General features: G+C 69.1%; 21 protein-coding genes and 1 pseudogene. 7 read left to right on the top strand and 15 right to left on the bottom strand.

The annotated features are described in order from the left end of the window. The 9 genes from CLV30_RS19365 to CLV30_RS19325 all read right to left on the bottom strand — a co-directional run. A partial coding sequence (locus tag CLV30_RS19365; RefSeq protein ID WP_425323598.1) for a glycoside hydrolase domain-containing protein occupies positions 1-2,348 on the bottom strand: 2,348 nt, incomplete at its 3' end. Positions 2,349-2,527: 179 nt separating this feature from the next. Next, positions 2,528-3,781, bottom strand: coding sequence for an AGE family epimerase/isomerase (locus CLV30_RS19360; protein WP_106538873.1), 1,254 nt, complete (start codon positions 3,779-3,781; stop codon positions 2,528-2,530). A 13-nt stretch (positions 3,782-3,794) separates the two neighbouring features. Continuing rightward, a complete protein-coding gene (locus CLV30_RS19355; RefSeq protein ID WP_106538872.1) occupies positions 3,795-4,586 on the bottom strand; it encodes an SDR family NAD(P)-dependent oxidoreductase in 792 nt (263 codons plus the stop codon). A gap of 36 nt (positions 4,587-4,622) precedes the next feature. After that, complete coding sequence (locus tag CLV30_RS19350; protein WP_106538871.1) at positions 4,623-5,864, bottom strand: enolase C-terminal domain-like protein; 1,242 nt, start codon at positions 5,862-5,864, stop codon at positions 4,623-4,625. A 28-nt stretch (positions 5,865-5,892) separates the two neighbouring features. Beyond that, the gene (locus tag CLV30_RS19345; RefSeq protein ID WP_165358650.1) at positions 5,893-6,702 is read right to left on the bottom strand and encodes a carbohydrate ABC transporter permease; all 810 of its coding nucleotides are present in this window, start codon (positions 6,700-6,702) and stop codon (positions 5,893-5,895) included. Positions 6,703-6,711: 9 nt separating this feature from the next. Then, the gene (locus tag CLV30_RS19340; protein WP_205740896.1) at positions 6,712-7,674 is read right to left on the bottom strand and encodes a carbohydrate ABC transporter permease; all 963 of its coding nucleotides are present in this window, start codon (positions 7,672-7,674) and stop codon (positions 6,712-6,714) included. Beyond that, a complete protein-coding gene (locus tag CLV30_RS19335) occupies positions 7,671-8,942 on the bottom strand; it encodes an ABC transporter substrate-binding protein (protein ID WP_106538868.1) in 1,272 nt (423 codons plus the stop codon). Before CLV30_RS19335 ends, CLV30_RS19340 begins: the two co-directional genes overlap by 4 nt. 30 nt (positions 8,943-8,972) lie before the next feature. Then, positions 8,973-9,692, bottom strand: coding sequence for a FadR/GntR family transcriptional regulator (locus CLV30_RS19330; protein WP_106538867.1), 720 nt, complete (start codon positions 9,690-9,692; stop codon positions 8,973-8,975). Between the two features lie 370 nt (positions 9,693-10,062). After that, a complete protein-coding gene (locus CLV30_RS19325) occupies positions 10,063-10,470 on the bottom strand; it encodes an FtsX-like permease family protein (protein ID WP_165358649.1) in 408 nt (135 codons plus the stop codon). Positions 10,471-10,557: 87 nt separating this feature from the next. On the opposite strand from CLV30_RS19325, the gene CLV30_RS19320 reads away from it, so the two are divergent. Continuing rightward, complete coding sequence (locus CLV30_RS19320) at positions 10,558-11,436, top strand: Gfo/Idh/MocA family protein (RefSeq protein WP_165358648.1); 879 nt, start codon at positions 10,558-10,560, stop codon at positions 11,434-11,436. On the opposite strand, the gene CLV30_RS19315 is transcribed toward CLV30_RS19320, so the two are convergent. After that, a complete protein-coding gene (locus tag CLV30_RS19315) occupies positions 11,418-12,425 on the bottom strand; it encodes a hydroxyacid dehydrogenase (RefSeq protein WP_165358647.1) in 1,008 nt (335 codons plus the stop codon). The two genes, CLV30_RS19320 and CLV30_RS19315, sit on opposite strands and share 19 nt — an antisense overlap. Before the next feature lie 145 nt (positions 12,426-12,570). Here CLV30_RS19315 and CLV30_RS19310 point away from each other — a divergent pair. From CLV30_RS19310 to CLV30_RS19290, 5 genes and pseudogenes are all read left to right on the top strand, one after another. Further along, positions 12,571-14,010, top strand: a pseudogene (locus tag CLV30_RS19310) (DUF4127 family protein); the annotation flags it as partial. Positions 14,011-14,130: 120 nt separating this feature from the next. Next, positions 14,131-14,466, top strand: a complete 336-nt coding sequence (locus tag CLV30_RS19305) for an ArsR/SmtB family transcription factor (RefSeq protein WP_106538863.1) — start codon at positions 14,131-14,133, stop codon at positions 14,464-14,466. After that, a complete protein-coding gene (locus CLV30_RS19300) occupies positions 14,459-14,932 on the top strand; it encodes an SRPBCC family protein (protein WP_106538862.1) in 474 nt (157 codons plus the stop codon). The genes CLV30_RS19305 and CLV30_RS19300 overlap by 8 nt, the downstream gene beginning before the upstream one ends. After that, positions 14,929-15,294, top strand: coding sequence for a nuclear transport factor 2 family protein (locus tag CLV30_RS19295; protein WP_106538861.1), 366 nt, complete (start codon positions 14,929-14,931; stop codon positions 15,292-15,294). The genes CLV30_RS19300 and CLV30_RS19295 overlap by 4 nt, the downstream gene beginning before the upstream one ends. 16 nt (positions 15,295-15,310) lie before the next feature. After that, positions 15,311-15,658 carry a TfoX/Sxy family protein gene (locus CLV30_RS19290; protein WP_205740895.1) on the top strand — a complete coding sequence of 116 codons (348 nt, stop codon included), beginning with the start codon at positions 15,311-15,313 and terminating at the stop codon, positions 15,656-15,658. A gap of 16 nt (positions 15,659-15,674) precedes the next feature. On the opposite strand, the gene CLV30_RS19285 is transcribed toward CLV30_RS19290, so the two are convergent. The 3 genes from CLV30_RS19285 to CLV30_RS19275 all read right to left on the bottom strand — a co-directional run bounded on the left by CLV30_RS19285 (position 15,675) and on the right by CLV30_RS19275 (position 18,569). Beyond that, positions 15,675-16,724: an N-acetylglucosamine-6-phosphate deacetylase gene (locus tag CLV30_RS19285; RefSeq protein ID WP_106538888.1), complete on the bottom strand. Its 1,050-nt coding sequence runs from the start codon at positions 16,722-16,724 to the stop codon at positions 15,675-15,677. 17 nt (positions 16,725-16,741) lie between these two features. After that, the gene (locus CLV30_RS19280) at positions 16,742-17,518 is read right to left on the bottom strand and encodes a 6-phosphogluconolactonase (protein ID WP_205740894.1); all 777 of its coding nucleotides are present in this window, start codon (positions 17,516-17,518) and stop codon (positions 16,742-16,744) included. Between the two features lie 73 nt (positions 17,519-17,591). Further along, complete coding sequence (locus tag CLV30_RS19275) at positions 17,592-18,569, bottom strand: LacI family DNA-binding transcriptional regulator (protein ID WP_165358646.1); 978 nt, start codon at positions 18,567-18,569, stop codon at positions 17,592-17,594. 339 nt (positions 18,570-18,908) lie between these two features. Here CLV30_RS19275 and CLV30_RS19270 point away from each other — a divergent pair, with 339 nt between their 5' ends. Beyond that, positions 18,909-19,922 (top strand): Gfo/Idh/MocA family protein, encoded by a 1,014-nt coding sequence (locus CLV30_RS19270; protein ID WP_106538858.1) that lies wholly within the window; start codon positions 18,909-18,911, stop codon positions 19,920-19,922. A gap of 54 nt (positions 19,923-19,976) precedes the next feature. On the opposite strand, the gene CLV30_RS19265 is transcribed toward CLV30_RS19270, so the two are convergent. Both CLV30_RS19265 and CLV30_RS19260 read right to left on the bottom strand, forming a co-directional pair. Continuing rightward, complete coding sequence (locus CLV30_RS19265) at positions 19,977-21,386, bottom strand: GntP family permease (protein WP_106538857.1); 1,410 nt, start codon at positions 21,384-21,386, stop codon at positions 19,977-19,979. A gap of 233 nt (positions 21,387-21,619) precedes the next feature. Then, complete coding sequence (locus CLV30_RS19260) at positions 21,620-23,245, bottom strand: M28 family peptidase (protein ID WP_106538856.1); 1,626 nt, start codon at positions 23,243-23,245, stop codon at positions 21,620-21,622. Between the last annotated feature and the right edge of the window lie 49 nt (positions 23,246-23,294).

Below are 23,294 nucleotides of genomic sequence, written 5' to 3'. Positions count from 1 at the left end.
TAGCCCTTCGTGGTCGAGATCGATCCGTACGTCTTCTCCTTGACCTGGCGCACCCAGTACTGGGTCAGCCAGGGCTTGCCGACGTAGTTGAACAGGTGGGCGACCGGCAGGCCCGGCTGATTGCCGTAGCTGACGTATCCGTGCCCATAGCTGCCGATGAAGTTCTCCGGCTCGGCGCTGACGAAGGCGTAGTTGAGCTTGTCGGCGTACGCGTCCTCGCCACCCATCAGGTTGGCCAGGCCCATCACGTCGTGGGTGGTGAACCAGGTGGCCTGCCAGGAGTTGGCCTCGACGAAGTCGTCCGGGGCCAGCGGATCGAACGGCTCGCGCCACGTACCGTCGGCGTTACGGGGCCGGATGAATCCGGTCTCCTCGTCGTAGAGGTTGCGCCAGTTTCGCGACCGATCGAGCAGGTAATCGGCGACGTCAGTGTCGTCCCACACCTCGATCTCGTTCAACCCCACATTGGTGCCGCGGCCGCCGGTCGCCTCGAACTTCACCCACGTGGCGGTCCTGGGAGCGAACCCGACCACCCTGCTGGTGCCGTCCTTGGGGAGCGATCGCACAGCGACCGACGTGCCGTCGCTGAAGGTGAGCCGGCCGCCGTTCACGTTGTCCGTGAGGTTCGCCCGGTCACTCAACACCACCTTGCGTATCCGCTGTGGCTCGTCCCAGGAGAGCTTGATCCATGGGCTCTGCTCACCGGCCGACGCCCACTCCGTGGGGGCGGGTGCGCGCACCGGCCGGCCGTCGATCGCGTGGCCCGCCGTGTGGTCCTCGTCGTACTCTGATGATGCGGCGACATCGGCGTACTGCGTGACGTTGATGCCACGTTCGTCCAGCTGCTGCGCGAACTGGGACAGCGCCCAGTCCTGATGCGCGTATTCGAGGGTCTGGCCTGCGCCCTGTCCGGTCAGACCGTTCGGAACATAGCCGAGGTCGAGGTATTCGCGGTTACCGCCGGTGCCCCAGTTCGCGTAGTCGAACCACGCCTTGTCGTAAAGACCGCCGATCGACTGGGCGTCGAGCATGGCCTCGTACGCCAGCTCGGCGTCGAAGTCACGGATGCCCTTGTTGTAGGCGCCGGTGATGAACGATGCGACGGGGTTGCCGGTCATCACGAGCGTGTCGTCACCGGCGGCCGGGCCGCGCGGAAGCAGACCGCCGTCCTCGTACATCTGCAACTGGGACTGAACGAAGCTGGAGTAGATCTCCGGGTAGGCCAGGCCGAGGATCGAGTTGACGTTCCACTGGGTCAGCCAGAGCGCGTCGTAGTTGTACATCGCGAACGTCGGGTCACCGTGCTTGTCCAACGGGATCTGCTTGACCTTGTTGTGGTCCCACGTGTCGTCGATGTATTTGCCGTCGGCATCGCTGGCCACTCCGCGCCCGCAGAGCACGTGGAAGAGGTCGGTGTAGAACTTCACCCGCTGCTGATGTGTTCCGCCACGCACGTCGATCCGGCCCAGCATCTCGTTCCACAGTTCCTGCGACTCCTGCTTGACGGCGTCGAAGTCCCAGCCGGGCAACTCCGCCTGCCGGTTGGCGCGGGCGCCCTCGGTGCCGGTGAAGGACAACGCGACCTTCATCTGGACCTGCTCGCCGGCCTCGAGGTGGTCGAAACTGACGTACGCACCGCTGTTGTCCCCAGCAACCTCGTCGACCGGATCGCCACCATCGACCAGCGCACCATCCGCCCAACCGTGCATCGAGTCGAAGGGCTTGTCGAAGGTGATGTTGAAGTACAGGCGGGTCCGTCCGGAATGCTGCTCCAGGTAGCCCTCGAGCTCACGATCACTCACCTTGGTCACCTGCGCACGCTCCATGCGTGCCTCGCCGAGCTGGCCGCCGAGGTTGATGATGATCTCGCTGGGGCCGGCATTGTCGTAGGTGTAACGGTGGATCCCGACGCGGTCCGTGACGGCCAGTTCGGCAGTGATGTCGTATCGATCGAGGTGCAACTTGTGGTAGCCAGGTTCGGCGATCTCGGTGTCGTCGTGCGGCGTGTACGACTGCCAGCCGGTATCACCCTCGAGCTTGGGCACTGGGTCGCCGCTGGTCGGCATCACCTGGACGCCGGAGAGCCGCCACTCGTGGACGTGGCTGAAACCCTTGACCTGGTGCTCGTTCTTCCGATATCCGGTGCCCCACGCGGCGTCCGTGCTTGTGTCCGGTCGCAGCTTGACCATGCCGAACGGGTTGGTGGCCGACTGGAAGAAGAAGAAGCGCCCGATGTCGGCCTCGACCCAGGGGTTCACCAGGCTCACGTAGTCACGGGGGCTCTGGGTGGCTTGACCGGTTCCCGCTGCGGCCACCGAGGGGCCGTCCGGAGAGGAACCGCCCACCATCGCGCCGGCCGTCAGCGCGACGGTCACGGGCACGGCGAGCAGGGATTTTGCCAACTTCGATCTCACGAAACTCATTGCTCCTCACTTTCCGAGTTGCAACCCCGTTCGGACATTGAGTTGTGCAGTACACGACGTGGAAATGCCAGCGAGACCATCGGTCTCCGCCTGCCGCGACAATTTCAGGAGCTGTCGCCGAAACTCACGCGTCCATTCGCGAGGGCAGCCGCGATGCTCTGGTCGAGTGGAATACGCGCGAAATAGGTTGCTTGCAATGCGTGATAGAGGTCTGGTTTTCCATCCCACACCTGCTCGGTCGGGCAATTGTCCGCGGTCAGCTCGTGGTGCCAGCCGCCCGCCTCGCGGTCGATGTGCCACCGGTCCGCGTGCTCCCAGAACGCGCTGTTCCACCGCTGGTACTTGGCGTCCGAGGTCGCTCGGTACAGCACGGATGCGGCGCCGATGGCCTCGGCGATCACCCAGTGGTACCGGTGCCGGTTGAGCGGCGTGCCGTCCCAGTCGACGACGTAGACGAACCCGGTGTGTTCGGCGTCCCAGCCGTCGTGCACGGCACGATCGAAGAGGTTGCGGGCCGCCGTGAGCATCCAGTCCCCGTCGGAGTCGGTCACCGCATGCAGTTGGACGAGAAGCCGCGCCCACTCGAGCCAGTGACCGATGATCGAACCGTACGGCCTGAACTTGTGGTCCGGGTCGTCATGGTTGTAGTCGCGCAGGATCTGCCAGGACTCGTCGTAGTGCTCAGCGAGTCGCCATCCGTTGGTTCGGGTCAGCTCGTCGATGATGCGTTCGGCGATGCGGGTGGCTCGCTGTACGAATGCCCGGGCGCCGGTCACCTCACCGGCGGTGAGAAACGCCTCGACGAGATGCATGTTGGCGTTCTGACCGCGATAGCGCTCCAGATCGCTCCACGTCCGCGTGTACGTGTCGACGCACAGGCCATCGGTGGCTCGCCAGTACCTCTCGTCGATCACGGTGGTGACCTCGTCGATCATCGACGACGCGTGCGCTCCCGCGGCGAACCCGGAGCTGGCGGCGAGCAGGACGAAGGCGTGGCCGTACGCCTGCTTCGTCGAGTCGACCACCTCCCCGGTCGCGTCGGCGGCCCACATCCATCCGCCGTGGGTGACGTCGTGCAACGGGCCGTCGTTCAGGTAGTCGAGGCCGTGAGACACCAAATCCTGGCAGCCGGGGCGGCCGGCCAGTGCTCCGATCGCGAACGCGTGCACCATGCGCGCGTTGATCCACAGCTGCTTCCCGTATTGCGGCTGTGGTCGGCCCGAACCGTCGAGCCACCAGAAGCCGCCACCGGAACGGTCGGGTGTCGCGTCCTGATAGAAGTCGAGCAACCGCTCGGCCTCCGCGGCCAACCAACGGTCGTGAGCCGGTTGTCCGATCTCGTAGGTGGTGGCGTTCACGTCCGGCCTCCGCTCAGTTGCCCGGCGAGGCCGGATTGACCGCCAGAACGCCGCCGTCGACGCGGTACTCGGATCCGGTGACGAACGACGACCTGTCGCTGGCGAGGAAGGCGATGACCTCCGCGACTTCGTCCGACTTCGCGACCCGGCCCAGTGGATGCGTCCCGCCCCAGGCCGCGACGGTCTCCTCGGTCGTACGGCCTTCGCCGAACAGGCCGGCCGCCCACCGCAGCATTGGCGTGTCCACCGACGCCGGGCACACCGAGTTGGCGCGGATGCCTTCTGCCGCGTAGTCGACGGCGAGTGCGCGGGTGAGGGCGTTGATGCCCGCCTTGCTGACCGAGTAGGCGGCCACCGCGGCCTGAGCGACAGAAGCTTGGATCGACGAGACGTTGACGATGGCGCCGCCGCCGCGGGCCCGCAGGTGTGGGAGAGCGTACTTGGCAGCGAGATAGCAGCCGGTCAGGTTGACATCGAGAACCTCGTTCCACAGCTCGCGACTGGTCTCCTCGACGGTGCCGTAGCGCTGAATGCCGGCGGAGCTGACCAGGATGTCGAGCCCGCCGAAGGCGCTCGCGGTCGCGTCGATGAAATTCGCCAACACGGCTTCGTCACGCACGTCGACGACCTCGCCGCGCGCCTCGCCGTGTGTACGTAGCTGATCGACGGCCTCGTCGACCTCCGCTCGGGAGACGCCGGCGATGGCGACCGCCGCGCCGCCGGCCGCCAGCCGCTCGGCTGCCGCCCGGCCGATGCCGGCCGAGCCGCCGACGACGACGGCGGACTTGCCTTCGAAGTCACTCACGTGGCCTCCTTGTTCACGGTCAGCGGTCATGCCCCGTCACCACCGGAGGCTTTCCGGTTGCGGCGAGGTGGGGTCGGCCCAACGCGGCTGGCGGGACGCTGGATACCAGTCCGGCCGGCCGGGGTCGCGGTCGTACGGGTAATCGCCGAGTTCGCGGTAGAGCTCGGCGTACTGCGCGACCTTGTCCGGATCGAGCCGGACACCGAGCCCGGGACCGTCGGGCACGTTGATCGCGCCGTCGACATAGCGGAACATGCCGTCGGCGATCACGTCGTCCACGAGATGGTGGTAGTGCGCGTCGGCCGGCCGATCGAGGTTCGGGAGCACCGCACCGAGGTGCAGCATGGTGGCCAGCTGGATGCCGAGCTCCCCCGAGGAATGCACCGACACTCCGAGCTGGAAGGTGTCGCATACGGTGGCGGCCTTGACGCAGGCACGGATGCCACCCCAGAAGGTCGTGTCGAGGAGGACGACATCAGCCGCGCGATCGAGAACATTCGCGGCAAGCTGTTCGAAGTTGATGACGACGGTGTTGGTGGCGATCTCCAGTCCCAGGCCCCGCAGCTGCCGCAGCCCGCCGAGACCCCAGGTCGGATCCTCGTAGTAGTCGTTGGGGAGATCGCGGATCGCCTCGCCGAAGCGCCGCGCCTCACTGACCGACAGCGCCGCGTTGGGGTCGTAGCGCAGCAGATCACCGCCGGTCGCCTCAGCAAGCGCGCGATAGCACTCCAGTTCGTACACCGGGTCGAAGACGCCGCCCTTGAGCTTGTGCACCGTGAAGCCGTGCTGGTCCTTGAGTTCCCGGGCTTGGTCGGTCAGTTGCTCGGCGGTACGGATCTCGCCCCGGCCGGTCGCCGGATCGGCGTACCGGAAGAAGAGGTACGACGCGAACGGCACCTGATCACGCAGTCGCCCGCCGAGCAGCTCCGACACCGGGACGCCGAGATCTTGTCCGACCAGGTCGAGGCAGGCGAACTCGATCGCGGCGAGCAGCTGGGTCCGGTTGTTGTAAAGGCTCGCCGTCGGGTTGGCGATCGAGAGCCGTAGCGCCTCGAGCATCAGCGGATCGTGACCGACCAGGTATTTCTTGAGCGCGACGATGGCCGCCTCGGCGCTCTGGCCGCCGCCGCCCAACTCACCGAGGCCGATCAACCCGTTGTCGGCCTCGACTTCGACGATCGTCCGGACGAACCGACCCCAGTGCGCCCCGTTGGAGTGCAGCAGCGGAGCCTCGAGCGGCACCGCCACCGTCGTTGCCCGGATGTCGCGAATTTTCATGCGGTCCCCTTGTCGTGATCTGGTGGACTCAGCCGACCGGCTTGAGGCTGGAGGCGAAGAAGCGTTGGAAAGTCAGGAAGAGCACCACGGTCGGCAGTGACACGAGCAGTGCCGCCGCCAGCACGATCGGCGGTCCCAGGCTCGAGTAGCCGCCATTGAGCTCGGCCAGGGCCGCCATCACCGGTCGGATGTTGGGACTGGTGGACAGCGTGATGCCGAAGAGCAGGTCGTTCCACACCCACGTGAACTGGAAGACGAACGCGGCCAGCAACGAGGACTTCACCAGCGGCAGGTGGATCCGCCAGAACAACCGACTCCAGCCGGCGCCGTCGAGCTGGGCTGCTTCGGTGATCTCATCTGGAACTGTCGTGAGGTAATTGCGTACGACGAAGAACGCGAACGGCACGCAGAGCGCTGCGTAGATCAGCACCATGCCGAGCTGTGTGTCGTAGAGGTTGACGTCGACGAACGCCTTGAAAAGCGGCGCGAGGAAGATCTGCAATGGCAGCAGGGTGCCGGAGTAGATCAGCCAGAACCACAGGCCCCGACGACGCGTCGGCATCACGATGACGGCGAACGACGCGAACGCGGCAGCGAAAACCGCGATTCCGGCCGACAGGGTCGCGTAGAGCAGGCTGTTGTAGATACCCAGCCCGAGGTCGGCGGACTCCCACGCCTTGCTCAGATTGTCGAAGAAGCCGAATCCACCGGGAAACCAGTCCGGGGAGCCGTCGTAGCTGCTGCTTGGGGTCATGGCGTTGACGACGAGCAGGTACGTCGGGATCAGCCACAGGATCGCGAAGGTGATCAAGAATCCATTACGGAGATATCGCGCCATGGTGATTCGTCACCCTCTCTTCGGCATCTGTTGACGCAAGTAGATCCACGACACGGACACGACGATGACCGCGAGCACGACCGCGACGGCTGAACCGAGGCCGTATTCGCTGAGGACGAAGGTCTGGCGATACATCGTCACGGCGAGAGTCTCCGAGAGCCAGCCCGGACCACCCTGGGTCAGCAGCCAGATGACGTCGAACACACGCAGGCTGTTGGCGATCGAGATGCCCACCACGACGACGGTCACCGCCCGCAGTTGGGGGAAGACGATGCGGCGGAAGAGCCGGAAGCCGCTGGCGCCGTCGAGCATCCCGGCTTCCACCGTCTCACGGGGCACGGTCTGGAGGCCGACGAGGAAGAGGATGATCGAGATCCCGACGGCGCGCCACGTTTCGGCCAGGATCATCACGATCGTGTTCATCGGCCACGACAGCAGCCACTCTTGTTGGAGTGAATCCAGTCCGAACGCGCCGAGCACCTGGTTGACGGCACCATCGCTACGGAGCATGAACCCCCAGATGACCCCCGTGGCGGTGCCGGAGATGGCGTACGGCAGGACGAACGCGTAGCGCACCCAGACCGGCCAGCCGCTGGCGTTGGTCAGAACGGCGATCAGCAATCCGAGAAGGACCGGGAGCAGCAGGGTCCCGACCGTCCAGATCACGGTATTGATGAGGGAGCGATGGAACCTCTCCGCGCCGAGCAATGTCACGTAGTTGTCGAAACCGACGAACTCGGCCGGACTGATGCCGTCGTACTCGGTCAGGCTCTGATAGACCGTGTAGCCGAACGGCACGAGGAGGAGGATGCCGACCAGGGCAAGCGCGGGCAGGATGTACATGGCGATGCCGGCGCGTGCGGTGAGAGCGTCACGACGTGCCCTGGGGCCGTGCGCCCGGGGCCGAGGCGGCGTCGCCTCGGCCCCGGGCGCACGCGTTCGCACCGCGGTGCTGGGGGCGGGCTCGGTCACTCCTGCTCCCACTTCGCCCACTCCTGCTCGGCCCGCTCCTGCATCCGCTGCAGAGTCGGGCCGATGTTCTCCTTCGAAGGATCGACCATGAAGGTCGCCAGATCCTTGACGTTCCCCGCGACCAGCGACGGCGGACTGGCCTCCCAATAGCGCTCGAGCTCGATCGGCTCACTCTGCTGCACCTGCTCGGTGACCGACGTCAGGATGGGGTTCTCGATCTCGACCTGAGGATTGGCCGAGATGTCGTTGATCTCGTCGACCCACACCTCTTGAACGTCGGGGTTCAGCCACTCACCGAGCGTCTCCACCGCGGCCTCCTTGTTGGGGGCCTTCTCCGGCACCGCGAAGACGCCGCTCTCGACGATCACCGACGGCGTCACGTCCGGCTTGATGGTCGGCATGACGAACGCGCCGTAGTCCTGCTCGGTCATCCCGTTGTCGGTGAAGATGGCGTTACGCCAGGTGCCCATCGGCACCATCGCTACCTCGCCGCTCTGGAAGAGCGCCGGTTCGTCGTCCCAAGCGACATCGGGTGAGGTGAAGAAGCCACGCTCATAGAGGTCCGACCAGATCTCCATGGCCCTGCGCGCTGGCTCGTCGGTGTATTTCGCGTCCCCGTTCATCAGGTCGGCGTAGAACTCCGGGTTGAGCTTGCTGAGGATCTCCCCGAACCAGATGAAGGCCGTCCACCCTGCCTCTTGCGTACCGAAGAACGGGGTGATTCCGGCGTCCTTGATCGTTTGTGCATTGCCGATGAACTGCTCCCACGTCGTCGGAACCGACAGGCCCAGGTCTTCGTAGATCTTCTTGTTGTAGAAGATCACCCAGTACGACTTGTACATCGGCATCGCATAGACATGACCGTCGTACGAGAAGCTCGGTGCGGTATCAGGATTGACCCAGTCGTTCTCGACCGCGGCTTCCCACTCAGCGTCGAGATTGGCCAGGCCACCGGTGCGCGCGAGCTCTTTCAGCCGGTAGCCGCTCCACCACTTGACGAGGTCGGTCGCGCTGTCGGACTGCAGAGACGAGCGGATGACCTGCTGGTAACTCTCGGTACTCGGGACGTTCCGGGGATCGATGCCGTACCCGGTGAGTTCCTCGAGTTCCTCGCCGGCAGCCTTGTAGGCCTCGACGAAGTCGGCTCGGTCGCCGTTCAGGGTGAGGGTGTCGCTCGCTCCCCCGCTGGTCTCAGAGCCGCTCGCGCACGCGCTGAGCATCACGGCGGCGATCGCTGCGGCCGTGACCGCTGACTTTCGACGGTTCATGACGGCTTCCTTCGGTTTGGGTGGGACGTCCTACTGGTTGGGATCCGGGCTCTCTCGGAGCTTGCGGCTCACGACGGCGATCACGCCCTCGAGGTGAGTGCGCATCAAGTCCGCCGCTCTGGCCGGGTCGTGCTGGACGATCGCGTCATAGATGTCGCTGTGCTCGTCGTGGTCGTGTTTCGGATCGGCGTAGAGGTCACCGATCACGCGCTGTTGCGGCTCATAAAGTTCGACGGTCGACTGCAGGGTCTCGGCCAACACCTTGTTACCGGCGGCGCGGGCGATGGCAACGTGAAAGCGCATGTTCAGCTGGGTGATGGTCGGCTCCCAGCCATCGGTGATCGCCCGCGCGGCCGCGCCCAACACCGACTCGATCTCGGCGATCTGTGTGTCCTCGCCTCGGCGGGCAGCCCGGCCGGCAAGCTCAGGCTCGATGAGCAGACGTGTGTCCAGGACGTCGAGCGTCGCGACGTCTCCGATCTCGCTGCGCGCTGGATTGGCGATCACGAGCCGGCGACTGTCCCCGCTCACGTAGATCCCGGAGCCGTGCCGAAACTGGATCGTGCCGGTCGCCTCCAACCGCCGTGCCGCCTCCCGCAGCGTGGGCGTCGCGACGCCGAACTGGGTCGCCAGGGCAGACACAGACGGAAGCCGATCGCCGATCTGATAGCTGCCGTTCTCGATGAGCTCGACCAGGCCCGCGGTCAGATCATCCAGCAGGCTACGACGCTCCAGCCCCGACTCACTCATGTGTTCATCTCACCGAATTCCTCTACTCATCTAATGACTTGGCGATGGAGGCTAGCGGCACCGGACGACGGCGTCAAGGAGTTGAGACCGGTGCGAGAGGGACGGAGAAGGCAGAACTGCGGCCGCGGCACCCGGGATCGGTCGTGGACCAACCGGTGCGAATCAGCAGGCGTTAGGGCGCGCCCCGTGCTGGACCCGGCCAGCTGGCCGGGGCACTCTGGTTGTGCCTCGTGATCATCCATGTCGCGCAATCGTGAGCCACCCGCGGCCAAATCACGGGGACGGCCGTGATCACGAGGCATCAGTGCGGCCGCTACGCCTCCAGAACGCCACAGGTGACCATGATCACCGGGACCGCTACCCCTGGATATCAGGCAAGTTCGGCTCGGAGGAGCTCAGCTACCGGGTGCCGGGCGCCGAGGCGGGCCGGAACGGTGGTGAGCGCCGCCACCACAAGCGCGGTGCCCGCCACCACGGCAAACAGCCACCACAGCGGTGGGACCGGATTCTCGTCCGGAACCACGGCCATGTACAGCCCGATGCCTCCCGGGATTCCCAGCACGGCTCCGGTGAGCGCGGGAAGCACTTGCGCTGCCGAGAGTCCTGCGCTGACCTCCCGAGGAGTCACGCCGAGAGCACGCGCCAGCGCCGATGAATGCCTGGCATCAAGCGCGGTCGTCCAGGTGATGACGATCGTGTTGACGGCCGCAAGCGCGACCAGCATCAGCGTGATGACCAACAGCACCTGGTTGGCTGCGTCCAACTCGAACTCGTCCACCCCAGAGGAAGCGAGCTGGGCTTGACCTGCAACCGCTTGCGCAGAAAGCTTGTCCCGACGCGACATTCGACCGCGAAGGACACGACCGTGCGACGGATCGGCTTCATCGGCACCGAGAACTCCCACACCGACCACTTCATCCGGTTCCTGAACACCGAGCATCGCCATCCCGGTTATCGCGCCGTCGCACTCGCGGGCGGACGGAACGAGCGGAACGAGGCGCTGGCCCGCGACGGCGGGATCGACGACGTGGTGGAGTCTCCCGAGGACCTGATCGGCCGGGTCGACGCCGCCATCGTCTCCACGCGGGACGGCTCCCGCCACCGCGAGCAGTCCGAACCGCTGCTCGGCGCCGGGATCCCCGTCCTGGTCGACAAGCCACTGGCCACCACCGTCACCGACGCCGAGGCGATCGTCACAGCGGCGGAGCGCCGCGGGGTGCCGCTCGTGTCGTGCTCGGCGCTGCGCTTCGTGCCCGAGATCGCCGAGTTCGCCGCTCCGCACGAGCGCGGCGAACTACGCCAGCTGAGCATCAGCGGCCCGGCCGACCCGGACAGCGAACACTCCGGGCTGTTCTTCTACGGAATCCACCACGTCGAGACCGCGCTCGAGCTGCTCGGCAACCCGGTCGTCGAACCCGCCTCGCTGGACGTGACCGTCCGCCGGCACGGCGACACCACCGTCGCGCTGACCCGCATCGCCGGTGTCGACGTGGTGCTCACGTTCATCGCTGCAGCCGACGGCCACCGGGCCCCGTTCCACGCGCTGGCCACCGGAACCGGCGGCGTGTTGGCCCGCGAGCTCACCCTGGGGCCGGACTACAACGCCCCGGCGCTGGCGCGCTTCGTCGAGGCCGTCGAGTCCGGGACCGCGCCGGCTGGCGCCGCCGAGCTGATCTCCCCGGTCGCCGTCCTGTCCGCCATCACCGAAGCGCTCGACGGGCCAGCTCAGGCCAGCCGGTCGTAGATGTCCGGGGTGACCTGGTGCCGCAGCGGCTCGCCTCGCCCGAAACGGCCGATCTCGTCCACCACCACCCGCCCCTGCATCGCGCGCGCCTGCACCGTCCCGCCGGCGACGTGTGGCGTGAGCACCACGTTGTCCAGGCCGAGAAAGGCGCTGTCCGGCGGCAACGGCTCGTCGTCGAACACGTCCAGCCCCGCGCGGATGCGTCCGGGACGAAGCTCGGCCAGCAGCGCGGCCTCGTTGACGACGGCCGAGCGTGCGGCGTTGACCAGCACGGCGCCGTCGGGCAACCGGGACAGCTCGCGCGCACCGACCAGCCGCCGGGTCTCGGGCGTCGCCGGCGCCGCGACACACACGACGTCGCTGTCCGCGAACAGCTCGTCCAGCTCGACCAGCCGGACACCGAGCCCGGCGGCGTCGTCCGCCGCGGCGTACGGGTCGAACGCGGTCAGGCGGGTCACGCCGAGCCCGCGCATCATCTGCGCATAGTGCCTGCCGACCCGGCTCAGCCCGACGACGCCGACCCGTTGCGCGCGCACGGCCCGGCCGAGCGTCCCGTTGCCGGCGGCGGCCCAGTCCCGCCCGCCCTGCAGGCCGCGGTCGTGGATGTGGACGTTGCGCAGCAGCACCATCGTCAGGGTCACCGACATCTCGGCGACGGCCTCGGCCATCGCCTCCGCGCCGCCCTGGACGAGGGTGAGACCGTTCTCGAGCGCCGTGCGCGGGAACAGCCCGCGCACCGACCCGGCCGCGTGCACGGCCATCCGCAGCCGTGATCCGTCCAGCCGCTCCGGTGGGAACCGTTCCGTGCTCCACGAGGTGACCAGCACGTCGTAGCGCTCGGCGACGTCGTCGGGAACGGGGGCACGGCCGGAGTCCGGCGCGAACTCGACGGTGCCGAGCGAGCGCAGATCCGCGGCGACGGCGGGCTCGAAGAGCCGATCGAACTCGTCGGGACGGACCGCGACGTAGATCCGCGGCTCTTGCGTCATCATCGTCTCCTCGGTGTGGTCGGAGGGCCACGCCGGCCCGGCGGCGACATCCGGCACCGTAGTATGGACCCACCGGTACTGCAAGCGGTTGCACACGTGAGGAGACCGATGCGCATCGCCCTGCTCCCGCCCCGACGAACGCCCCAACACTGGCGGTTACGCCCGCACGATCGGGGCGTGCTCGGACGCCGAGGTGCTCGTGCCGCCGCCGGAGGCCATGCCGGACTTTCGCACCCCGGCCGACACCGGCGCGCTGGCGTCCTGGCTGCGCGCCGTCGGCCCCGAGGTCGACCACGCCGTGGTCTCGCTGGATCTACTCGCCCACGGCGGGCTCGTCCCGTCCCGGCTCACCACCGACACCACCAGCGCCGTCGTCGCCCGACTGGGCGTGCTCGGCGACCTACCGGTCCCGGTGACCGCGTACCAGGTGGTGACCCGGCTGCCGCACTACGACAACCCCGGCCGGTCACGTCAGGAGCCGGAGTACTGGACCACCCACGGCGAGCGGCTCGCCCGGCTCTCCACCGCCTGGGACGAGCGCACGCTCGGCGAGACCGACGACGACACCGTCGCGGCCGCCCGGGCCGCGGTCCCCGACGAGTACGTGGCCGACACGGCCCGCCGGCGGCTGCGCAACCACGCCGTGAACCTCGCCGCCCTCGAACTCGCCGCGGACGGGGTCGTCGACACGCTGGTCGTCACTTCCGACGACACGGCGCCGCGCGGCCTGCCCGCCGCCGACCGCCGGGCGCTCGCGACCTGGATCGACCGGCTCGGCGTGGACGTGCTGACCTATCCCGGCGCGGACGAGGTGCCCAGCGCCCTCGTGGCCCGGGTGGCCGCCGCGGCTGCCGGCGTCCGACCCCGGATCGCCGTGCGCTGCCCCGACCCGAGCGGGCTCGAGCGGATCGCCCCGTACGAGGACCGCCCCGTCGGCGCCGGCCTGGCGAACCAGGTGCGCGCGCTCGGCGCCGAACAGGTGCCGGAACCGGGCGACGCGGACGTCGTCGTCGTGCTGCACGCTCCCGCACGCGAGCCGGGCGACTGGGTGATGGACCCGCCCCGTCAGGACTCGACCGCCGCGAGCCGCGCCGTCGTCGACGAGGTCCGCGAGCACCTGTCCCGGGACCGGCGGGTGGCTGTGGCCGACGTGCGCTACGCCAACGGCTCGGACCCGACGCTGATCACGGCGCTGGACGAGGCCGGCGCCCTGGGCGCGCTGGTCGCCTACGGCGGCTGGAACACCGCCGGCAACACCATCGGCACGACGCTCGCGGCGGCCGTCACGCCGATGCTGGGCACCTCGGCGGCGGCCGCACGGGCCCGGCGCGGCTTCCTGGCCCGCAGGATCGTCGAGGACGGGCACTACCTGCCGGTGGTCCGCGCCGCCGTGCAGGACGAGGCCCGCCGCCGCGGGCTGACCGACCCTCCGCCGGAGGAGCTTCCCGCGGTGCACGAGCGCATCACCCGTGACCTCGACCGCTGGGCACGGACGGTGAACGCGCTGGACGGTCTCCGTGTCCGCGACGCCCGGCTGCCGTGGGGGTCCACCTTCACCGTCGACGTCACCGTCGACGACGAGTGACGTCCCATGATCATCGGCACTTGACCGCTCATACGGCGGGAAAATGCCGATGATCATGAAGGACAAATATACAAATGAATATTTGTGCTAGTCTGCGGACACCCGTCCCCGAGGAGTGTCATGACCGCCGAGCCCGCACCCGATCTCGACCTCGCGTTCCGCGCACTGGCCGACGCAAACCGGCGGGCCATCCTGACGGTGGTCCGCTCCGGGCCGCGGCCGGTCGGGCAGATCGCCGACCAGCTCGGACTGTCCCAGCAGACCACGTCGCACCATCTCGGGGTGCTGCGCACAGCCGGGCTCGCCAGCGCCACCAAGGCCGGCACCCGCCACCTGTTCGCTGTCGACACCGACGGGCTGGCCGCCGTCCGGACCTACCTCGACGACTTCTGGCCGGCGAAGCTCTCCGCTCTCAAGGCAGCCGTCGAGTCGCGGGAGAACGGCGCCGATGGCTGAGTACACGACGTCGATCGAGATCGACGCGGCCCCCGAGGCGGTCTTCGACCACCTCGTCACGGACGCCGGCATGACGGCGTGGATGGGCCAGCACGCCGAGCTGGACGCGCGTCCGGACGGCGGGTTCGCGGTCGACATCGCCGGCTACGCCATCCGGGGCCGCTACCTGGAAGTGGACCGGCCACACCGGGTGGTCGTGACCTGGGGCGTGGCCGGCAGCCCTGACCTGCCGCCGGGTGCCTCCCGGGTCGCGTTCACCCTCACCCCCACCACACACGGAACCCGCGTCGAGCTCACCCACTCCGGCCTGCCGGACGACCAGCTGGACGGTCACGCCGACGGCTGGCAGCACTTCCTCAGCAGGCTGGGTGTCGTCGCGTCCGGTGGCGACGCCGGCGACGACGACTGGGTTCCCGTCGACGACCGGAGCATCGCGCACCGACCAGCACGAAGGAGCACATCGTGACCAGCACGTCCCAAGCCACCGCTCTCGACACCGTCCTGGACTATCACCGGACCTGGACCGGCGGCGACATCGACCGGGCCATGACGAAACTCGCCGACGACTTCGTTTGCCACGCGCCAGGCGAAGAACTGACCGGCAAGGACGCCTACCGGCGGTATCTGGCGGGTTTCGTGCCAAACCTGACCGGGCTGACCGACATCGCGAGCTTCGCCGACGGCGACCACGTGGCGCTTTTCTACTACCCGCAGACGGCCGCGACCCGCACCGCGGTGGCCGCCGAGTACTTCACCGTGCGCGACGGCATCATCACCGAGAGCGTGCTGGTCTTCGACCGGCTGTCTTACGCCCCGCCGAGCCCGTAGGGACGGGGATTGCACCGTGACGAGCACACCCACCGCGCTCACCGGCCGGGTCCGGGCGGCGCTGAGCGGCGAACCGTCGACGCGCGAGGTGTCGATGTTCGGCGGCCTGTCCTTCATGGTCGACGAGAAGATACTCGTCGCCGTGGGCCGCGACGACGTCCTGCTGGTCCGCATCGATCCGGCACGCCACGACGAGCTGCTCGCGCTCGCCGGGGCCACACAGGCGGAGATGGGCACCGGCCGGTCCATGGGACCGGGCTGGATCCACGTCGTCCCGGACGCACTCGCCACCGACGACGACCTGTCCTTCTGGCTCGACGTCGCGCGCGAGTACAACACCCGTGCCCGCCGGACCACGCGGTGAGCCGGCCCCAGCCGGGTCAGGCGACGTAGACCTCGGTGTCGCCGAGCCGGGTGGCCACGACGCGGCTCACCCCGTCGGCGCGATCCAGGACCGTTACGTCGCCCCCGTCCGCCGCGGCTCGTGCCCGCTCGCCGACGCCGAGCACGCGGGCGGGGTTGACGGTGGCCATCGCCAGCGTCGTCGCCGGATCGAACGGCAGCCGTTCCCACGCCCAGTCGAGGCAGGCCAGCAGCGACGCGCCCGCCCCGGCCAGCAGGTCGGTCCCGGTGAGACCGAGCCGTCCGTCGGCGCGCACGGTGACGCTGCCGCCGACGGGGGTGCGGTACTCGCCGGGCGGGCATCCGGCCAGGGCGGCGGCGTCCGAGGTGAGGACGCTACGCTCGGGCGACTTGGCCCGGACCATGGCCGTGAGCGTGTCCGCCGGCAGGTGGTGGCCGTCGGCGATGAACATCGCCGTCAGCGCGTCCTCGGCGAGCTGGGCCCAGACGTGGTTCGGGTGTCGAGGCAACATGCCGTGGGTCCCGTTTCCCAGGTGCGTGCTCAGTGTGGCCCCGACACGGGCCGCGGCACGGACCTGGTCCGGCTCCGGTGCGCAGTGCCCGAGCGAGATCAGCACTCCTCGCTCGGCGGCGCCGGCGACGTACTCCAGCGCGCCGTCGGTCTCCGGCGCGAGGGTGACGACGCGCACGAGGCCGTCCGCGGCGTCCTGCCACCGGTCCAGCTCGGCCAGGCTGGGCGGGCGCACGAACCTCGCGTCGTGCGCACCCCGAGGACCGTCGTCGGTGTTCACCGCCGGGCCCTCGACGTGCACGCCGGCGATCGTGTGCGCCACCAGCGGGTCACCCGACCGCGCCTCCCGGACGGCGCGCAGCGCCCGGGTCACCGCCGGTTCGGCAGCAGTGATCACCGTCGGGAGGAACGTCGTGACACCCTGTCGCCACATCGCGCGGGTGAGCTCGATGATCGTCTCGGCGTCCACGTCCGTGGCGTTGACGTCGAGGCCGCCGTATCCGTTGACCTGCAGGTCCACCAGCCCGGGGATGGTGACGGTTCCGCTCGTGCGCACGGGCTTCCCCTCCGGTGTCACTGCAGCTCACCGGACGACGCCGTCAGCATCGTCGCCGCGCCGTCGTCCAGGTGCACCGACACGTCGGCGTGGGTCCGCAGTGCGCTCGCGGGACATTCCGGCGTGACCGGCCCCTCGAGCGCATCCGCGACGGCACGGGCCTTCTGCGCACCGAGCACGGTCGCCACCAGCGTCCGCGCCCCCAGCAGAGCGGGCACCGTGAGGGTGATGGCGTGCGTCGGCACGTCGTCGGCGGACGGGAACAGCCCTTCGTCCGCCTGCTGGATCCGGGAGACCTCCGCGAGCTCCACGACCCGCGCCAGGGCGTCGTCGTCGAATCGGGCGATCCCCGGCTCGTTGAAGGCGATGTGCCCGTTGACGCCCATCCCCAGGCACACGAGGTCGACATTCCCGGCGGCGACCAGCTCCGCGTAGCGTCGCGCCTCGGCCTCGGGGTCGCCGTCGGCACGGATGCGGTGCAGCCCGGGCAACGCCTCGGCCGGCAACCGGTCCCGCAGCCACTGCCCGAACGCCTGGGGATGGTCGTGGTCCAGGCCGAGGTACTCGTCCATGTGCAGGGAGCGCACCCGCGTCCAGTCGACACGTGGGTCGGCGCCCAAGGCGGCCAGCATGAGCTCCTGGGACGGCGCACTCGCGAAGACGACGGTCGCGCTGCCGCGCTCGGCCACCGCCGTGACGATCACCTCGGCCGCCGCCGTCGCGGCAGAGGCGGCGGCCTCCCCGGCCGTCGGGGACACCGTCGTCGCGCCGGCCCGCGCGCGCTCGTTCCTCACGACCATCCGTCCTTCGGCAGCACCGGATGTGCAATCGGTTGCAGTCACAATCTAGCGTGCTCCGACATCCCGGTCAAAGGGCCGGCGCGGTGGTTCCGCGCAGCGTCAGCGTTCCGGTCAGCGACACATTCGCGACCGGCTCCCCGTCGACGACCTTGCCGAGGACCTCCACCGCACGGCGTCCCAGCTCCTCGATGGGGGCGGTGACCGTGGTGAGCTGAGGCGTCAGCGTCCGTGCCAGCAGGACGTCGTCGCAGCCGACCACGCTCAGCTCGCCCGGGACCGACCGTCCGAGCTCGGCCAGCCCGGCCAGGACGCCACAGGCCATCAGATCGTCGAAGGCCAGTACGGCGGTGGCACCCGACGCGACGACGTCCTCGGCCGCCCGCTGCCCGTCCTCGAACTGGGCCTCGAGCGGTCCGAACTCGACGAGTTCGACGTCCGCGCCGCTCGCCCAGGTCCGCACGGCACGCGCCCGGCGGTTCGCGGCCCACGCGCTGGCTGGTCCGCACAACAGGGCGACCCTCCGATGGCCGGCGTCGACCAGGTGCTGCCCGGCCTGTTGCAGCGCGGCGGTGTTGTCGCACACGACCGTCGGCAGCCCCTGCACCGCCCGGTTCACCACGACCGTGGGCGTGCCCGCGATGGCCTGCTTCAACGTGGCGCTGCGCGCTCGCGGCGACGCGAGGATCAACCCGTCGACCTGCGACAGCAGCCGGCCGATCAGCACCGACTCGGCGGTCCCGTTGACACCGGAGTCCACCAGCAGCACGTCGGAGTCGTGCGTCGCGGCCTGCTGTTCGATGGCCCGGACCAGCGGCGGGAAGAACGGGTTGGTGATGTCCGGCACCAACACACCGACCAGCCCGGTGCGCCCCGTGGCCAGGCCGCGCGCGGAGCGGTTCGGCTGGTAACCCAGCCGCCGGGCCGTCTGCAGGACCTGCTCGCGAACCGACTCCCGGACCAGGTCGGGGCGGGTGAACGCGCGCGAGACCGTCGACGCCGAGATGCCGAGTTCCTGCGCGATCGAGTAGATGGTCGCCCGATTCATGACCAGACTCCTGAGCGTTCGTAGTGCCGCAGCGCGCGACCTGGGGGTGGCCGCAAACACAGCCCGCGCCCGGTCTCGCGGGCGAGGCCGGCGCACCCGCTGCTGGCGACAAGGCTCGCACACGCGGTGCAATCGGATGCACATCGGGGCGGATGACCATCCGTGCCGGGTCGCGAGCCGCTCCGCCAGTCACCGGACGGCGCCGGCACGGTTCCGGACACTGCGGTTGTCGAACGTCGGGTGTGGCATGGTGACAGCTCCGTTCGTGGCCGCGCCAGCGGCGCCCGATGCCATCGGGCTGAGGTCAACGCCACAGGTCAGCACGGAGAGAGGGAGAGAATGACTGATCACGCACTCCGCATCGGGATCGTCGGGGCCGGCGGCATCGTGCGGTCGCGGCACCTGCCCAACTTCGCCGCGATCGACGGCGTGAGCGTCGACGCCGTGGCGAACAGCACTCGGGCGTCGGGCGAACGCGCCGCGGCCGAGCTCGGCATTCCCAGGGTGCGCGACACGTGGCGCGACCTCGTCCTCGACCCGGAGCTCGATGCGGTGCTGGTCGGCACCTGGCCCGACCAGCACGCCCCGGTGACGATCGCCGCCCTCGAGGCCGGCAAGCACGTCCTGCTGCAGGCGCGGATCGCCCGCGACGCCACCGAGGCACGGGCCATCGCCGCGGCGGCCGCAGCGCGGCCCGACCTCGCCACCATGGTCGCCCCGGCCCCGTTCACGCTGTGGGCGGACCAGTGCATCCGGCGGCTGCTCGCGGACGGGGAGATCGGAGCGCTGCGCCTGGTCCGGGTGTTCTCCGGCGGCGGCGACGGACCGCTGCGGCCCGGCCCGGCCTGGCGCCGCGACCGGCGCCGCAGCGGAAGCAACGTCCTGACGCTGGGCATCATGTACGAGCAGCTCGCCCGCTGGGTGGGACACGCGCTCTCGGTGCAGGCCAGCGAAGCGATCGTCGACCCGGTCACCGACGGCGGCCCCGCGGACGTCCCGGATCTGCTCTCGGTGATCGCGGAGCTGCCTGGTCACGCCCGGCTCACCATGGACCTGAGCCCGCACGCCCGTTTCGGCGGCTCGAACACCGTCCATCTGTTCGGCGCCGAGGGCACACTCGTCGTCGACCTCGACCGGCAGCAACTGCTCCTGCGGCGCGAAGGGCAGGACGAGCAGGTGGTGACACCGCGGCCCGACGAGCACGGCGAATGGCGGGTCGAAGCCGAGTTCGTCGGAGCCGTCCGCGGCACGGAGCAGGTCCGGCTCACCGACGTGCCCACGGCCGTGCGCTACATGGAGTTCACCGACGCCGTGCGCCGGTCGGCCGCGGAGGGGCGCCGGATCGGCCTGTGACCGCGCCCCCGCGAGGCGGCGCCCGGCACCAGCCAGGTCAGGCCACGAGCCAGGTCAGGCCACGGCCCACAACGCCGCGCTGAGGCCGAAAGCCGTGAGGCCGAGCGTCGTCTCCATGACCGTCCAGGTCATGAGCGTGGTCTTCACGTCCATGCCGAAGAATCGGCTGACCAGCCAGAAACCCGAATCGTTGACGTGTGAGAGCACGGTCGCGCCGGCGGCGATCGCCATCACCAGCAGGGAGATCTGGAAACTCCCGAGGTCCGCCGCGGCGGCGGCCGGGCCGAGCAGGCCCGCGGCGGTGGTCAAGGCGACGGTGGCCGAGCCCTGCGCGACGCGAAGCACCGCGGCGATGACGAACGCCTGCAGGATCAGCGACATGCCCAGGTCCGAGAGCGAGTTGCTCAGCGCCTCCCCGATACCACTGAGCTCCAGCACGCCTCCGAACATGCCTCCGGCACCGGTGATCAGGATGATCGAACAGATGGGGCCGAGGGCCCGGTCGAAGATCGTGCTGATGTCGGCCATCGACCGGTCGCGCCGGCCCAGGACGACGATGGCGACGAGGACGGTGATGAGCAGCGCGACCGTGGTGTTCCCGAGCAACATGAGCGACTCGGCCCACGTGGCACCCTCCTCGATCACGCCGGCGGTCGTCAGGGTGGCGAACACGGTGTCGAAGGAGATCAGCACGAAGGGGAGAAGCAGCACACCGAGCACGGTCGTGAACGCTGGTGCTGTGCGGGTCCGGACGCCGGTGCCGCCGCCTTCGGTCTCGTCGTTCTCCTCGTCCACGCGCCCGAACAGCACATCGGGAATGTCCACGTACACCCGGCGTCCCAGGACCCGGGAGACGAGCATGACGCCCACGTACCACGACACGACCGCGACGGGCACGCCGACCAGCAGCGTGAGCCCGATGTCGCCCTCGAGCGCCTCGGCGGCCGCGACGGGTCCGGGGTGCGGCGGCACCAGCGCGTGCATGGCGGCGAACGCTCCGGCGGTCGGTAGCCCGTACAGCAGGAGCGACCCGCCGAACCGCCGCGCGACCGTGAAGACGATGGGCAGGAACACGACGAGGCCGGCGTCGAAGAAGATCGGGAACCCGAAGAGCAAGGCCGCGACGCCCAGCGCCAACGGAGCCCGCTTCTCTCCGAACCTGGCGATGAGAGTGTCGGCCAGCACCTGGGCGCCACCGGTGATCTCGAGGAGCCGGCCGATCATGACCCCGAAACCGACGAGCAGGGCAACCGAGCCGATCGTGTCGGCGAAACCGAAGGTGAGCGCGTCGGGAACGTCTCCGACCGGGATGCCGGCAGCCAACGCCGTCAGCACGCTCACGAGCACCAGCGCCACGAAGGCGTGCAGCTTCACCTTGATGATCAAGAAGAGCAGGACGGCGACAGCCGCCGCGGCGATCAGCAACAGGGTGGTAGTGCCGTATGCAGGTTCGATGGCTTCCATCGCGGGCTCCGAACGGTCGGCGCCCGGCCCAGCCCCGGGCATTTGATCTGCACCTTGCCAAGTCCGTCGCCGGTAATCAACAACCGAGGCGGGGTCGTTTCGCGACCGGCACCGCCTGACCCGGGGACGGAGTTCGAACGTCCGGACGCCCAGCGTTGATCATGGGACAACCGGCCCTCCGATGGGGCGGGAAGGCCGGTTGTCCCGTGATCGTCCTCAGCTGAGAGTGGTGCCTACGAGTCGGCGCCGCCGTGGTCGAGCTCGGCGCCGCCGCCGGTGGAGCCGAACGTTCCCTCCGGGCCGGCAGGCTCGTCCGGGAACCCGGCGAGACGCCCCGGCACCTGGGCGCCCGGCACCCCGTTCACCGACTCGGTCGAGTAGGCGAACGTCAGCTGCGCGAACGCGATCAGGTCGCTGTTCACCTCCAGCGCGTGCGGGTCGATGTTGCCGATCGTGTCGCACGCCTCGTGGTAGCACTGGTCGAACTGCTCGCCGGCCGTGCCGCCCCAGATCGCCTGCTGCTCCGGCGTCTTGACCACCTCGGCGCCGGTGAACAGCCCGCCGGACGGGATGCCGTTCTCGATGAACGCCTGGTAGTCGCTGCGTCCGGAGAACTCGGCGTCGTCGTACGGCTCGCCGGTCCAGGTGTAGTAGCGCTCGTACACGTCCTCGATGGCCGGCGAACCCGGCGGGACCGGCACCGGCGCCTCGAACGTGGACTGGTCGGCGTCGTAGGCCATGAACACGTAGTTGGGCGAGCCGACCATGTCGTAGTTCAGGTACAGCCCGATCCGGTCGAGCTCGTCCTGCGACAACTCGTTCACGTAGGCGGTCGATCCGATCAGGCCCAGCTCCTCGGCCCCCCACCAGGCGAACCGCAACGTGTTGTGCGGATTGATCTTCGCCATCTGCAGTGCCGTCTCGAGGATGGCGGCCGAGCCGGTGCCGTTGTCGTTGTACCCAGCACCCTCGGTCACGGCGTCGAGGTGGGCACCGGCCATCACGACGTTGTCGTCGTTGCGCCCGGGAAGCTCGGCGATGACGTTGACGTCGGTACGGGTCTCGGTCGGGCGGACGTGCACGCGCGCGGTCGCGCCCTGCTCCGCGAGCGCCACTCCGTTGGCGAAGCTTCCGCCCACCACCGGGACGCTGACGTCCGCGTCACCGAGGGTGCCGACGATCAGCCCTTCCCGGGTCGGCGTGTTGCCTTGGTTGAAGATGACGACGGCTTCGGCGCCGGCAGCCTCCGCGTTCAGTGCCTTGGTGGCGAACGTGCACGCGCCGCGCTGGATCAGCGCGATGTCGGCGGGGCTGCTGAAGTCCAGGCCGGCGAAGTCGCTCGCCTCGCAGCCGCTCGTCGATTCGCGCGGGGGTTCGAGCGCCAGATCGACGGGGACGACGCCACCGGTCACGTCCGCCGAACCGGAGCCGGTGTACGCACCGGTCTCGTAGTCCGCGTCGACCGGTGTGAGCTGGTGCAACGTCGCCGGGAAGGTGAACTCGAACTCGAACTCGTCCAGCGTCACCTCGTAGCCGGCGTCCTCGAGCAGCCCTGCGACGTAGTCCACGCTGTCCGCGTAGCCCTGCGTGCCGGCAGCCCGCGTGCCCGGGTAGTGCGGGTCGTCGTTGTTGTCGGCGATCTTCTGGAACTCCTCCAGGTGCGTACGGACGCCGTCGAGCGTCACGCACTCCAGGAGCTTGCGGTACGTCTGGTTGGTGCGGTTCTCGCACCCCTCGCCGGACGGTTCCGCCGACACCGGCGCGGTCGCTGCCGCCAGTGTCGCCGTGACCAACCCTGCGCTCGCAGCCGCTGCCAGCACCGCCCGGCGCCGGTGGCCACTCGGTACCCGAACCCTCATGAGGCCCTCCTTGTCACATCGTGACGTCCAACTGTGACGGACGTCACGC

This window comes from Haloactinopolyspora alba (genome assembly GCF_003014555.1).
In the GTDB taxonomy this organism is placed as follows: Bacteria; Actinomycetota; Actinomycetes; order Jiangellales; family Jiangellaceae; genus Haloactinopolyspora; species Haloactinopolyspora alba.
The sequence above is the reverse complement of the archived record's forward strand: the minus strand, read 5'-3'. Positions and strand labels throughout refer to the sequence as shown.